Source organism: Pseudaeromonas sp. HNCC25DJ180, assembly GCF_055413345.1.
Genome location: NZ_JBVAYF010000010.1, coordinates 26,790 through 39,559, shown reverse-complemented (window position 1 = coordinate 39,559; position 12,770 = coordinate 26,790). Strand labels below are relative to the sequence as shown.

The 12,770-nt window shown below is 60.9% G+C and carries 11 protein-coding genes; 7 read left to right on the top strand and 4 right to left on the bottom strand.

What is annotated here, in order from left to right; all coding sequences use genetic code 11:
* Positions 1-121 precede the first annotated feature (121 nt).
* Both ACZYTD_RS10545 and speE read left to right on the top strand, forming a co-directional pair.
* Positions 122-574, top strand: coding sequence for a hypothetical protein (locus tag ACZYTD_RS10545; RefSeq protein ID WP_463891876.1), 453 nt, complete (start codon positions 122-124; stop codon positions 572-574).
* A gap of 108 nt (positions 575-682) precedes the next feature.
* The gene (speE, locus tag ACZYTD_RS10540; protein WP_463891875.1) at positions 683-1,531 is read left to right on the top strand and encodes a polyamine aminopropyltransferase; all 849 of its coding nucleotides are present in this window, start codon (positions 683-685) and stop codon (positions 1,529-1,531) included.
* 75 nt (positions 1,532-1,606) lie between these two features.
* Here the strand turns inward: speE and hldE are convergent, their stop codons facing one another.
* Complete coding sequence (gene hldE / locus ACZYTD_RS10535; protein WP_463891873.1) at positions 1,607-3,037, bottom strand: bifunctional D-glycero-beta-D-manno-heptose-7-phosphate kinase/D-glycero-beta-D-manno-heptose 1-phosphate adenylyltransferase HldE; 1,431 nt, start codon at positions 3,035-3,037, stop codon at positions 1,607-1,609.
* A 123-nt stretch (positions 3,038-3,160) separates the two neighbouring features.
* Between hldE and lpxL the strand changes: the two genes are divergently transcribed.
* Positions 3,161-4,081 (top strand): LpxL/LpxP family Kdo(2)-lipid IV(A) lauroyl/palmitoleoyl acyltransferase, encoded by a 921-nt coding sequence (lpxL, locus tag ACZYTD_RS10530; RefSeq protein ID WP_463891872.1) that lies wholly within the window; start codon positions 3,161-3,163, stop codon positions 4,079-4,081.
* Positions 4,082-4,325: 244 nt separating this feature from the next.
* Here lpxL and ACZYTD_RS10525 read toward each other — a convergent pair whose 3' ends face one another.
* The 3 genes from ACZYTD_RS10525 to ACZYTD_RS10515 are packed head-to-tail and all read right to left on the bottom strand — an operon-like array spanning position 4,326 to position 9,200.
* Complete coding sequence (locus tag ACZYTD_RS10525; protein ID WP_463891871.1) at positions 4,326-4,700, bottom strand: DUF1294 domain-containing protein; 375 nt, start codon at positions 4,698-4,700, stop codon at positions 4,326-4,328.
* Between the two features lie 55 nt (positions 4,701-4,755).
* A complete protein-coding gene (gene glnE, locus ACZYTD_RS10520; RefSeq protein ID WP_463891870.1) occupies positions 4,756-7,617 on the bottom strand; it encodes a bifunctional [glutamate--ammonia ligase]-adenylyl-L-tyrosine phosphorylase/[glutamate--ammonia-ligase] adenylyltransferase in 2,862 nt (953 codons plus the stop codon).
* Between the two features lie 53 nt (positions 7,618-7,670).
* Positions 7,671-9,200, bottom strand: coding sequence for a CYTH and CHAD domain-containing protein (locus ACZYTD_RS10515; protein ID WP_463891869.1), 1,530 nt, complete (start codon positions 9,198-9,200; stop codon positions 7,671-7,673).
* A 168-nt stretch (positions 9,201-9,368) separates the two neighbouring features.
* Here ACZYTD_RS10515 and ACZYTD_RS10510 point away from each other — a divergent pair, with 168 nt between their 5' ends.
* From ACZYTD_RS10510 to ACZYTD_RS10495, 4 genes are all read left to right on the top strand, one after another.
* The gene (locus ACZYTD_RS10510; RefSeq protein ID WP_463891867.1) at positions 9,369-10,046 is read left to right on the top strand and encodes a TIGR00153 family protein; all 678 of its coding nucleotides are present in this window, start codon (positions 9,369-9,371) and stop codon (positions 10,044-10,046) included.
* A gap of 26 nt (positions 10,047-10,072) precedes the next feature.
* Positions 10,073-11,338 carry an inorganic phosphate transporter gene (locus ACZYTD_RS10505; RefSeq protein ID WP_463891865.1) on the top strand — a complete coding sequence of 422 codons (1,266 nt, stop codon included), beginning with the start codon at positions 10,073-10,075 and terminating at the stop codon, positions 11,336-11,338.
* A gap of 97 nt (positions 11,339-11,435) precedes the next feature.
* Entirely contained in the window at positions 11,436-12,065 is a 630-nt protein-coding gene (locus ACZYTD_RS10500) for a TIGR04211 family SH3 domain-containing protein (protein WP_463891863.1), read from the top strand.
* A 48-nt stretch (positions 12,066-12,113) separates the two neighbouring features.
* Entirely contained in the window at positions 12,114-12,707 is a 594-nt protein-coding gene (locus ACZYTD_RS10495; protein ID WP_463891861.1) for a lipid-binding SYLF domain-containing protein, read from the top strand.
* The last annotated feature ends 63 nt before the right edge of the window (positions 12,708-12,770 follow it).

Genomic DNA, 12,770 nt, shown 5'->3' with positions numbered 1-12,770 from the left:
GCCTCATACCTTCTTCATGCTTTTCGAGAGGGATCCCATTTCCTGGTCACCAATCCCGATACCTTGAGGACATCGGCAAAAAATTCGCCGCATGGCAGGCCATTAGGGCCAAGGGGGAAATATGACATTATGGGATATGGCCAAGAGCGCCATCCAGAAATTGTCCGGGAATACACCGCAAGATAGCCTGCACAAGGTCTCGCCAACTGACCACAAGAGCGCCCTCATCAAGGAGCGACCCGATCTCTGCGCCCTCCTCGACAGTGAAGCGACCGAGCAGACAGTACGCCGGGATGGCTCACGGGATATCACTTTTCTCGGCTGGCAAGTGGCCAACGTGGAGGAGCGCGCCGTCAGCAACGATCGCCGCATCGCCTATCTAAAATTGTTTCAGACTCGCTATAACAAGTTTGTCTGTCAGCGCATGATGCTGATCGACGATGAAGAGAAGGTCTACACGGCACAGACCGTCGACACACTGGAAGCCGCGCGCGCCTTCTTCGGTGATGATGCGCTGACCCTGGCCCTGCTGGCCATGTATGCCAGACAAACCGCCGCCACCCCAGCAGCCTGACCTGCAGGCGCGGCCTCTGTGCTGCGCCCCGCCTTACCTCTCGCACCTTGCTTCCTGGCACCGCAACAACAAGACTCTATAAAAGAGCCCATGGCCCTGGGAGCAAGCATGAACGATGAACTGCATGAATGGCTGAGTCCTGAGCTGGCCCTGCGCTGGCCCCTGGCCCGCCGTCTGACCCGCATCACCAGCCCCTACCAGAAGATAGAGGTGTGGCAGACCGGGGAGTTTGGTCGCCTCTTCACCCTGGATGATCAGCTGATGACCAGTGAGGGGGATGAGTGGCTCTATCATGAACCGCTGAACCAGATCCCTGCCATGACTCACCCCCAACCCAGACGCGCCCTCATCATAGGAGGCGGCGATGGCGGCTCGGCACGCCAGCTACTCAAGCACGCTTCGCTGCAGGAGATAGTGCTGTGTGAACTGGACGCCGAGGTGATCACCATGGCGCGGCACTACCTGCCCCTGGTCCATCAAGGCGCGCTGGATGACCCGCGAGTACGGATAGTGATTGGCGATGGCTTGCCCTATCTGCAACACAGCCAGGAGTGTTTCGATCTCATCATCTTCGATCTGACCGATCCGCAAGGGCTCGCCGCCCCCCTCTATCAAGTAGAGAGTCTGCGCCACTGCCAACGTCTGCTGGGCGAGCAGGGGGTGCTCAGTCTGCACCTGGGCTCACCTCAGCTACAACCCCAACGTTGCGTGGAGCTGATGCAGGCGCTGCGCGCGGTATTTTCCTGTGTGCGCCCCGTGTTGACCCCTGTGCTGCTCTACGGCGGCCTCTGGTCCCTGGCCTGCGCCAGCCAACTCTGGGATCCCAAGGCGCTAGACACGCCGGCGATAGCCCAACGCCTGGCCGAGCGTCAGATCCAGGGGCTGCACTACTACAACGCCGAGACCCATGTGGCCTGCCTGGCCCTGCCCAACTTCATGCAGCAGTTGCTAAGCTAGCCGCTGATCCCCAGAAAAAAACAAGGCCAACACTTGGGTTGGCCTTGGTTGATGCAAGTGACTCAGCGTAAGCGCTTAAGACTCCCGCTCCAGTATGGTCTTGATGATGGCGCTGGTAGAGCAGCCATCCTCGAAGTTAAGCACCAGCACCTGACCGCCATTGGCCGTCACCTCTTCGAAGCCGGCTATCTCTTCGGGCTGGTAGTCGCCGCCCTTGACCAGCAGATCCGGCAGCACCTCGGCTATCACACGCCGCGGTGTGTCTTCACTGAAGGGCACGACCCAATCCACGGCGCCCAGACCGGCCAGCACCGCCATGCGGCGATCCACTGTATTCACCGGACGACCCGGCCCCTTCAATCGTGACACGGAGGCATCATCGTTGACCGCCACTATCAGGCGATCACCCAGCTTGCGCGCATTCTGCAGGTAGGAGACGTGACCGGCATGCAGTATGTCGAAACAGCCATTGGTCATCACCACCCGCTCGCCCCGGCGACGGGCCGCGTCCACGGCAAATTTCAACTGCTGCTCGCTCACCACGCCAAAGCCCGATTCGCTGTCACCATAAACGGCATTGGCCAGCTCCACCGGACTCACGGTCGAGGTTCCCAGCTTGCCCACCACTATGCCGGCAGCGGTATTGGCCAGGGCACACGCCTCATCCAGGCTCTTGCCTGCGGCCAGCGCCGTGGCCAGGGTGCCGATCACCGTATCGCCGGCACCGGTCACATCGAATACTTCATGGGCCTGAGCCGGCAGATGCAGCTCATCCTGCCCCTCGCGAATGAGCGTCATGCCATGCTCGGAACGGGTGACCAGCAGCGCCTCCAGCTCGAAGCGGCGCAACAACTCCAGCCCCTTCTTGACCAGATCCTGCTCATCCTTCACCTTGCCCACCACAGCCTCGAACTCGGACATATTAGGAGTCAGCAGGGTCGCGCCGCGATACTTGTCAAAATCAGTACCTTTAGGATCCACCAGCACAGGCACCTTGGCCGCCCGGGCCTGGGCTATCATCTGCTGCACAGCAGAGAGCGCGCCCTTGCCATAGTCGGAGAGGATCAGTACATCGCACAGCCCCAGCTTCGCCTGCAACTTGGCCAGCAGCGGCTCGGGATCCACGCCGTGGAACCCCTCTTCAAAATCCAGACGCAACAGTTGCTGGTTGCGGCTCATGATCCGCAGCTTGGTGATGGTCGGGAAATGAGGGACACCGACAAAATCCGTCGCCACCCCCACTGAACTCAGCTTCTCCTGCAGGGCGTCCGCCGCTTCATCCTGCCCGGTCAATCCCAGCAGGGTAGCCATGCCACCCAAGGCTGCCACGTTCAAGGCCACGTTGGCCGCGCCACCTGGCCGCTCTTCGTTGTGCTCCACCTTGACCACGGGCACAGGGGCCTCGGGAGAGATGCGGCTGGTGGGGCCAGACCAGTAACGGTCGAGCATAACATCGCCCACTACCAGGACACGGGCCTTGTCAAAATCGGGCAGAGTGATCTTCATAATCGCGACTCTCACAAATAAAAATCCAGGCGCAGTCTAGCACAAGCGCCCTGTCGATTCGCACCCACCCGGCGAACTCTGCTAAAATCGGCGCCTCGTTATCCTTGGCCAATGGAGTCTCTGATGCGCCAACAACCCGGAATTCGGATCACACCCGCCATGTGGCACCCCCGCTACTGGGCTAACTGGCTGGGCGTGGCTCTGCTCTGGCTGGTGGTCCAACTCCCCTATGGCTGGCAGATGGCACTGGGCCGCAGCCTGGGACGCCTAGCCATGAGGCTGCTCAAGCGCCGACAGCAGATTGCCCGCCGCAACCTGGAACTCGCCTTCCCCGACCTTGGCTACCAGGAGCGTGAACAACTCCTAGTGCGCAACTTCGAGAGCGTGGGCTGCGCCCTGTTTGAGACTGGAATGGCCTGGTTTTGGCCGGATCACCGCATCCGCGCTCTGATGCAGGTCGAGGGAGAGGAGCATGTGCGCGCCGCTGTGGCGGCGGGCCAAGGTATGCTGCTGCTCTCCTGCCACTTCCTGACGCTGGAGCTCAATACCCGGATGTTTGGCCTGCTGCAACCGGGCTCAGGTGTCTATCGCCCCAATACCAATCCGGTGCTGGAGTATATTCAGGTGCGCGGTCGCACTCGCACTAACGGGCTAGTGGATCGCAAGGATATCAAGGGGATGATCAAGGCCCTGCGCCAGGGCGAAGTGCTTTGGTATGCCCCGGATCATGACTATGGCCGCCACGCCAGCGTCTTCGTGCCCTTCTTCGCCGTGGAGCAGGCGGCCACCATAACCGGAACCGCCACCCTGGCGCGGGTCAAAAACTGTGTGGTCCTCCCCTGCTACAACCTGCGGCTACCGCAGGGGGGCTATCGCTTGGTGATAGGCGCCCCTCTTGAGAACTACCCCACGGGCGATGAGCTGCAGGATGCCCGTCGCTCTAATCAGGTGATAGAGGCCGCCGTACGCCGGGCGCCGGAGCAGTACATGTGGCTACACCGCCGCTTCAAGACCCGGCCAGAGGGGCAAGCCAGCCTCTACTGAGGCCAGCGTCGCAGAAGAGATAGCCTCTTTCGCCAACGCGTCGTGAACCCCTCCATGGGGGCTCGATGGCGGCATCCCTGCCGCCAACGGTTGGCTCAAATGGCTATCTCTGCGCACGGACTGGCAATAGCGGCTCCCTCGTTTTTCAAGGGAAGGCGCCTCTCCCCCCCACACATTTTTTCAGCAAATGGTCAACGCTGTGTGCAAGAGAGAGCCACAGAGGCTGGCATATCAAGATGGTAGTTTAAAGGAGCTGGGTGACGAGCCGTTGCGCTGTGCTGCTGGGCAACCAGACCAACACCAGCACATTGAGCACCACACTCAGCCAAAACTCGATTTGAAAGGAGCGCTTGCTGCTCTTATGGCGCAGCAGGCGCTGGGCCAGATAACCGCCGGGCCAGCCCCCCAAGAGCCCCAGCAGTTGTAGGGTGCGTTCGGGGGTGCGCCAGTCGCCGCGTATAGCTGCCCGCTTATCCCGCCAATAGACACCGAAAGTGAGCAGACTGAGCAGCAGATAGCCCAAAGGCAGCACCCAGGGCCAGAAGCCCATTCCCACACCGGCAACCAGTAACAAGACAAACAGGAACAGAGTCCACAGGCCTATCGCACCACCACGCATTCTTACCTCGTTTCTCTAGGCGACCACTTGGTACACCGACTCAGACCACACCGACTTAGACAGCCGGAGCCAGCAACAACCGCTGCCACAGGGCACTCACCCAGCCGCGCTCTGCCACCAGCTCGTTCCCCTCGACAATTCGGCTCTGGCCGGAGAGCGTGCAGCGGTGGGCCATATCGCGGATGGCCAGATACGCCTGCTTGAGTTGCTTGGCCTCCTCCTGGCTCAACAGGCTGCACAGCACACACTCATCGAAGATGCGCACATTGTCGCTCCAGCGGGTCAACTCAGCCGGATGCGCCTCGGCATGGGCCAGCACCAGGTATTGAGCCATGAACTCGATATCCGTCATGCCCCCCGCCCCCTGCTTGAGATCAAACTGCTCGGCGGTGCCGCGCAGCAGGTGGGCACGCATCTTGTCGCGCATGGCCACCACCTCCTCGCGCAGTGCCGCCTCCCGATGGCGACTGAGCACAGCCTGGCGAATACGGTTGAACTCAGCCGTGATGGCCGATTCACCCACCACGGCCCGGGCCCGCACCAGCGCCTGATGCTCCCAAGTCCACGCCTCCTGCTGCAGATAGTGTTCATAGGCATGCAGGGAGGAGACCAGCAGCCCCGAGTCGCCGGAGGGGCGCAGGCGCATATCCACCTCGTAGAGGATGCCGGAGGGGGTGCGGGTGCCAAAGAGGTGCAGAATGCGCTGCGCCAGACGCACATAGAACTGGCGCACATCTATCGGTTTAATGCCGTTGGTGACCCCATTCGGGTCACCGCCATGCAGGAAAACCAGATCCAGATCCGAACCATAGCCCAGCTCTATCCCTCCCAGCTTGCCATAGGCCACCACACAGAAGGCGCGTTCGCCTGTCGCTACCGTATGCGGCGGCAGACCATAACGCTCGGTGAGCTGCACCCAGGCCTGAGTCACCACCTCATCCAGGATCGCCTCGGCAAGCCAGGTCAGATGGTCGCTCACCTTCATCAGCGGCAGGGCGCCGACTATATCGGCGGCACTGATCCGCAACAACTGGATCTGTTTGAACTGCCGCAGCGCCTCCATCTGCTGCTCCACATCCTCCTCCGGCACCCGCAGCAGGTACTGGCGCAGCTCCTCCCGGTACTGATCCAGTGGCGTGGGGTGGTAGAGCTGCTTGGGATCCAGCAACTCATCCAGCAGTATGGGGTAACGGGCCAATTGCTGGGCCACCACCTCACTGGCATCACACAACTGCAGCAACTGGTTGAGTACGCCGGGGTTTTCCACCAGCAGTTGCAAATAGGCCGAGCGGGTAATGATCTGCGCCAGCAGGGCCTGGACTCGCTCAAAGAGTGGCGCCGGACGCGCATGGTTGCAAACCGCCTGCAGCAGGCGTGGCATCAAGCGGTTGAGCGCCTCGCGCCCCTGCGGGCCGATGGCTCGCTTCTGGCACGCCTCATGAAAACTCTGCCAGTGGCGGGCCAGGGTCTCGGGATCCTGGGCACACAGGGGGGTGAAGAGGGGCAGGCTCTCCTCCAGGGTCAGGGAGGTGAGCCAGAGATCGTTCCAGATCTGCGGCACATCATCCTGCTCCCCCTGCTCCTCACCTATGACGGCGACGAACTCGCTGTGTACCTGGTTCATCACCTGATCCAGCGCCTGGTGGAAGCTGGCCCAATCCGGGTAGCCCAGCACTGTGATGAGGCGCAGCCGATCCCGCTCGCACTCGGGCAGGGTCTGGGTCTGCTGATCGCCTATCTCCTGCAGCACATTCTCCACCCGCCGCAGGAAACGGTAACTGGCGGTAAGCGCCTCCGCCACACCAGGCTCCAGGGCGCCGCTGCGATCCAGCTCGGCCAAGACGGCTGGCAGATGGCGGATCTGCAGGGCCCGCTCACGCCCGCCGCGAATAAGTTGGTAGACCTGGGCGATAAACTCCACCTCGCGGATGCCCCCGGCCCCCAGCTTGATGTTCTCCTTGAGCCCCTTACGCCGCACCTCGGCCGCTATCATCCCCTTCATCTTGCGCAGGGCATCAATGGCGCCAAAGTCGATGTAACGGCGGTAGACGAAGGGCTTGAGCAGTTGTTGCAGCTCGGCTCCCTCTCTACTCACTGGGCCAAGCACCCTGGCCTTGACCATGGCATAGCGTTCCCAGTTCCGGCCATGGTGCTGATAGTAATCCTCCATGGCGGCAAAGCTCACCGCCAGCGGGCCTGCCTCGCCAAAGGGGCGCAACCGCATATCGACGCGAAACACCTGGCCATCAGCCGTGGGCTGATGCAGGGCGTTGATGAGTTGCTGGCCCAGACGGATGAAGAAGCTCTGGTTATCCAGGCTGCGGCGCCCACCCTGGGTTTCGCCATTTTCGGCATAGCAGAAGATGAGATCGATATCCGAGGAGAAGTTGAGCTCACCGCCCCCCAGTTTGCCCATGCCCAACACCTGCAGGGTCTGCGCCTGGCCATCCATACTGGTCGGTACGCCCTGCTCGCGGCACGCCTTGGCATAGAGCCAGGCCAGGGTCTGACTGATCAGCTCATCGGCGAGCGTGGTGAGATGAACAAAGCTCTCCTCCACCTCGGCCCGTCCCAACAGCTCACGCCAGGCGATGACCATCATCTGCTGACGACGGAAGCGACGCAGCGCCGTTTTCAGCTCCTCTTCACTCTGCATAGGGGCCAGCATCTCCGCCAGGCGCGACCCATACTCCTGCTGCCGGCTGGCCTGCTGTAGCCAGCCTGAGGTCACTATCTCCACCAGCAGATCCGGCGCCAATGCCGCCGAGTCGGCAATAAAATCCGAAAGGCCAAAGATCAGGCGCAGTTCGGCCTCATGGGGCGCCAGCAGGCTCTGCTGCGCCTCCGACAGCCGGGCCCACAGCCTTTGCCATTGGCGCTCGGCCAGTTCCAGAAGCGGAGCAGGTAGTTGCAACATCACATATCCTTCTTACAGCCAAGCCGCTCTAGGTGCGGGTTAATCAAGGGGTCTTAGAGGGTGTCAACGTCATCGCCGACTTGGCGCCAATAGGGAACCATGGTCAGGGCCTGCTGCCGCGCCTGATCCAGCTCTATGAGTCGGGGTTCGAGCCGGGTCGTCAGCCAGTCACCCAACTCCAGGCGCGCCGAGGTCGAGAGGGAACCAGCCACACCATCCAGTACCTCGAACAGCTCCAGCTCTTCCATGTGGCGCAAGATATTGAGCCAAGGCAGGCGGAACCCCTCCTGTAGCTGGCCATCGAACAGGGCGGCAAAGCTGACCCCGGCCAACAGGTTGCGGCGCAGTTGCCCCACCAGGGCCAGGTAGCGGGCATAATCCAGGCTGGGCACCACCATCTCCTCGTCATGCAGCTCGCCCCAGCTCTGCTCCAACTGTGCCTGGGCATAACCCAGCAGCGACTCGCTAGCCACATCGGCACGCTCAGGCTTGAGCTGCTCGGTATAGAGCCACTGGCTCAATGCCAGCATCAGACGACCATAGCGGGGTGAGCTGAATAGCGCCTGCAAGGCTGCCCAACCGGGTAGGGTTTGCTGCCGTATCAACAACACCCGCAGCAACTCATCATGCCCCTTCAATGCCTTGAAGTAATGGCCCCGTTCGGCGGTGAGCCGCTCCAGGGCGTGAGCCTCATCCAACCAGGCCAGCTCGCGCTCCAACCAGCTCAGATCCTCTTGCCAGTGACGCGGGCTCAACATCATCAGCTCGTCACCGAAGAGCAGCTGCGCCTGTTGCAGCAAAGCAATGCCATTGCGTAGCTGACTCAAGGCCGCCAGCGAGGGCTGCTCCATGAAGAGCTGCTCATGGTATTGCCAATGAGCCACACCGTAATTGAGTACGGTAAATAGCGCGGCGCGCACGCTCTGCGCCACGGTTACAGGGGCGAAGCTCATGCGCTGCACCTCGGGCTCGGGCGACAAGCCCGCCAGGCGATAACCGCGCTGGGCCTTGGAGATGCTGCCCAACCGCAAGCCGCCCAACGCCAGCAAGTCGCCAGCCAGGGTGAATAGACTCTGAGGGTTCCCCTGCAACAGCTCCAACTCCAGCTCGCACAGGGGCTCCTGACGATCGTCTACGGCTATGACTCCCTGATCAAAGGCCAACTCTATCTCGCTGCCATCTTTCAGCAGCAGGCTCCAGGCCTGACGACGAAAGTCGGTGCGAAATTGCGGGCGTAGCTCATTCTGCAGCGCCCCCACATCCGTGCCTTGTGGCCAGATGGTGGCAGGAAAATCCGCCAGTTGGGGCCAGTCGCCACTCAGCGGCGTGGTGTACTCAGGTCGCTGGTGCAGGCCGGCCACAGCCTGCCCGCCACACTTGATGGTCTGCTCGCGCTGACCATCCTGGCTGCGAATGCGCAAGCCGCATCGCCAGCTACGCAGCCGTTGATCCGGGGTATCAAAATAGCTGTTGGCCAGTTGGCGATCGCTGCGAGACAACAGGGTGTATGAGGAGAGTTTTTCGGCCAACTCGGCAGAAATATCGCGATTGGCCAGGAATTTTAGTTCTACTTCAGTGGTCATCAGACAAGTCCGCTAGGGAATATTCAGGGTAGGGCGTCGGAAGCTGAATGAGTATTAAACAGCTAGACTGCCTATTAGGGAACTCGGTTCTTTCCCGCTATGGCTTCGGCTACGATGCGCCGACACTAGAGCTGGACGCACACAAATTCACCGACATAGGTTGCATGAATGCCAGTAAATACCATATTGGGACTGTTTGCCAAGTCTCCCATCAAGCCCTTGCAGAAACATATGGCCACAGTTCACAACTGCTGCTGCCAATTACGTCCCTTCATCACGGCCGTCCAGGCTGGAGAGTGGCAAACCGCGGAACAGCACCAGTTACAGATAGCCCGGCTGGAGCGTGAAGCCGATGCACTCAAGCGCGAGATCCGTCTACGCCTGCCCCGAGGCCTATTCATGCCGCTGGCCCGAACCGATCTGCTGGAGCTCTTGACCCAGCAAGACAAGATAGCGGACCGGGCCAAGGATATCGCCGGTTTAATGCTGGGGCGGCGACTGGCCATGCCAGCCGATCTCGGCCCTGACTTTATCGCCTATCTGGAGCGCTGTCTGGACGCCACCGCGCTGGCCGCCAGCGCCATTGGTGAGCTGGATGATCTGCTGGAGACCGGCTTTCGTGGTCGCGAACTGGAGCTGGTCGAGCAGATGGTGCATCAACTGGACGAGATCGAAGACGATACCGACCAGTTGCAAGTCTCGCTGCGTCAACAACTCTACGCCCGAGAAGGCGAACTCTGTGCTATCGACGCCCTGTTTCTCTACAAGGTGCTGGAGACCATGGGCGATCTCGCCGATCAAGCCGACCGTGTCGGAGCCCGCCTTGAGCTGATGCTGGCCCGTTAACGCCGACCACAAGAGTAAGAGTAAAGATGGATATTATTTCCCAATATGGCACCCAGTTGGTGCTGATTGCGGCCGCTTTCGGCTTTTTAATGGCCTGGGGGATTGGTGCCAATGATGTCGCCAATGCCATGGGCACCTCGGTGGGGACCAAATCCCTGACCATACGTCAGGCGATCCTCATCGCCATGATTTTCGAGTTTGCGGGGGCCTATCTGGCGGGAGGCGAAGTGGCCTCCACCATCAAGGACGGCATCATCTCCACCGCGGCCTTTACCCAACACCCTGAGCAGTTGGTGCTGGGCATGATAGCCGCCCTGCTGGCCGCCGGCATCTGGCTGGTGCTGGCCTCCTACTATGGTTGGCCCGTCTCCACCACCCACTCCATCATAGGGGCCATAGTCGGCTTCTCCTTGGTCAGCGTGGGGCCGGACGCCGTACAGTGGAACAAGTTTGGCGGCATAGTCGGCTCCTGGGTGCTCACCCCTGCCCTTTCCGGCGTGATCGCCTACCTGCTGTTTATCAGCGTCCAGCGCCTGATCTTCAATACCCCCAATCCCCTGCAAAGCGCCAAGCGCATTGCCCCTTGTTATATCTTTCTGACGGCGCTGGTGATCTGCATAGTCACGCTGCAAAAGGGGCTAAAACATGTTGGTCTAGCCATGAGCACCCAGGAGAGCCTGCTGCTCTCCGCAGTGATCTCCCTGCTGTGTGGCGCCCTGGGCTGGTGGTTTATCCATCGTCTGAACTTCAATCCCCAGGCCGACCGCCATATGCACTACACCAATGTGGAAAAGGTCTTTGCCGTACTGATGGTGGTCACCGCCTGTGCCATGGCCTTTGCTCACGGCTCCAATGATGTGGCCAATGCCATCGGCCCCCTCTCGGCCGTGGTCGCTACCGTCAGCAGCGCCGGTGAGATCGCGGCCAAGAGCCACATCGACTGGTGGGTACTGCCCCTGGGGGCCATCGGCATAGTGCTGGGGCTGGCCATCATGGGCCACAAGGTCATGGCCACGGTCGGCACCGGCATCACGCAGCTGACGCCCAGCCGCGGCTTTGCCGCTCAATTGGCCACCGCCAGTACCGTAGTGATCGCCTCTGGCACTGGCCTGCCCATCTCCACCACCCAGACCCTGGTGGGGGCCATCATGGGGGTTGGCCTGGCCCGCGGTATCGCCGCCATCAACCTGGGCGTGGTGCGCAATATCGTCATCTCCTGGGTCATCACCCTGCCGGCAGGCGGCATACTGGCCATTGTCATTTTCTATCTGCTGCAGTGGTTATACGCATAACTAACCGAGTGCCTTGCCTAGGCAGGGCACTTTTTCGGTTGTCCTAACACGCCGCTCCCCCTATGCTGCAGACTCTTATCTCGACAGGACCATTCGTGTGAAATCACTGTACCGCCCCCTGCTGCTGACCCTGCTATTGAGCCAGTACCCTGCCATGTCGGCCCATGCCGCCGATACTCGCTATGTCTCCGATGAGGTCTACACCTTCCTGCGCACCGGGGCTGGCAAACAGTTCCGTATCCTCGGCAGCATCAAGGCAGGAGAAGCGGTCGAGCTACTGGCCATGAGCCCGGAGGGCAAGTATGCCCAGGTGCGTGATGGCAAAGAGCGCACCGGCTGGATCCTGGCTGAAGAGCTGCAGAGCCAGGAGAGCTTTCGCTTGCAGAGCGAACGCCTGCAGCAAGAGGTGGCGCAGCTGAAACACCAACTGGATAACGTAGACTCTGACCAGGCTCGGGAGTTGAAGAGCAAGAGCGAGCGCCTGAGTCAGGCGGAAGCCCAACTGCAGCAGCAGAGTTCACAACTGGAGAGCCAGGAGAAGATCCTGAGCCAACTGAAGCAGGAGAATGAGGAGCTCAAGGCCAGCCTGGGCACTCAGGAGCGGGATCAGCTGTTCCACTGGCTACGCCAGGGCGGCTTGATTGCCGGTGGCGGCCTGTTGATTGGCCTGCTGGTACCCTATTTGCCCCGCCCTCGCCGCCGACAGAAGGATCGTTGGCTAAACTGAGAGTTCACGGCACACCCTAAACCAACATAATGACGAGTGGAGAAGAGGATGAAACTAGCCTACTGCCTACCCCTGCTGCTGAGCCTGTTGACCGCCTGCGCCGCCCCTGGGGATACCCCCAGCCAACAGCGCGGCGCCATCCAGGCCATGCGCAGCGATACCCTGGGCAAACTGTATAAACTCAAGCCCGAGGTGCGCAAAGAGATCCGCTCGGCAGCGGGCTATGCCGTCTTCTCCAACATCAACAATAATCTACTCTTTGTCAGCAGTGGCAACGGCTACGGCGTCGCCCACGACAATCGCAGCGGCAAAGATACCTACATGAAGATGGCCAGCGTCGGGGTAGGGTTGGGACTGGGCATCAAGGACTTCCAGGCCGTAATCCTGTTCAAGGATAGAGCCGCCTTCACCCAGTTCCTGGAGCAGGGGTGGGATGCCAATGTGCAGGCCGATGCGGCAGCCAAGTCCGGCAAGAAAGGGGCTGCCCTCTCCGAAGCCGCTCATCCTGAGTATGAGAAGATCAAGGTCTACCAGCTGACCAATGCCGGCCTAGCCCTGCAAGCCACGGCTCAGGGCTATAAATATTGGCCCGATGACGATCTGAATGGCCGGAAACCAGCGCCGGTCACCAGCGTGAAATAGGTGACAACCCCAAGTACGCAAAAGGCCGCTCCGAAGAGTGGCCTTTTGCTTTTATGCGTGTTG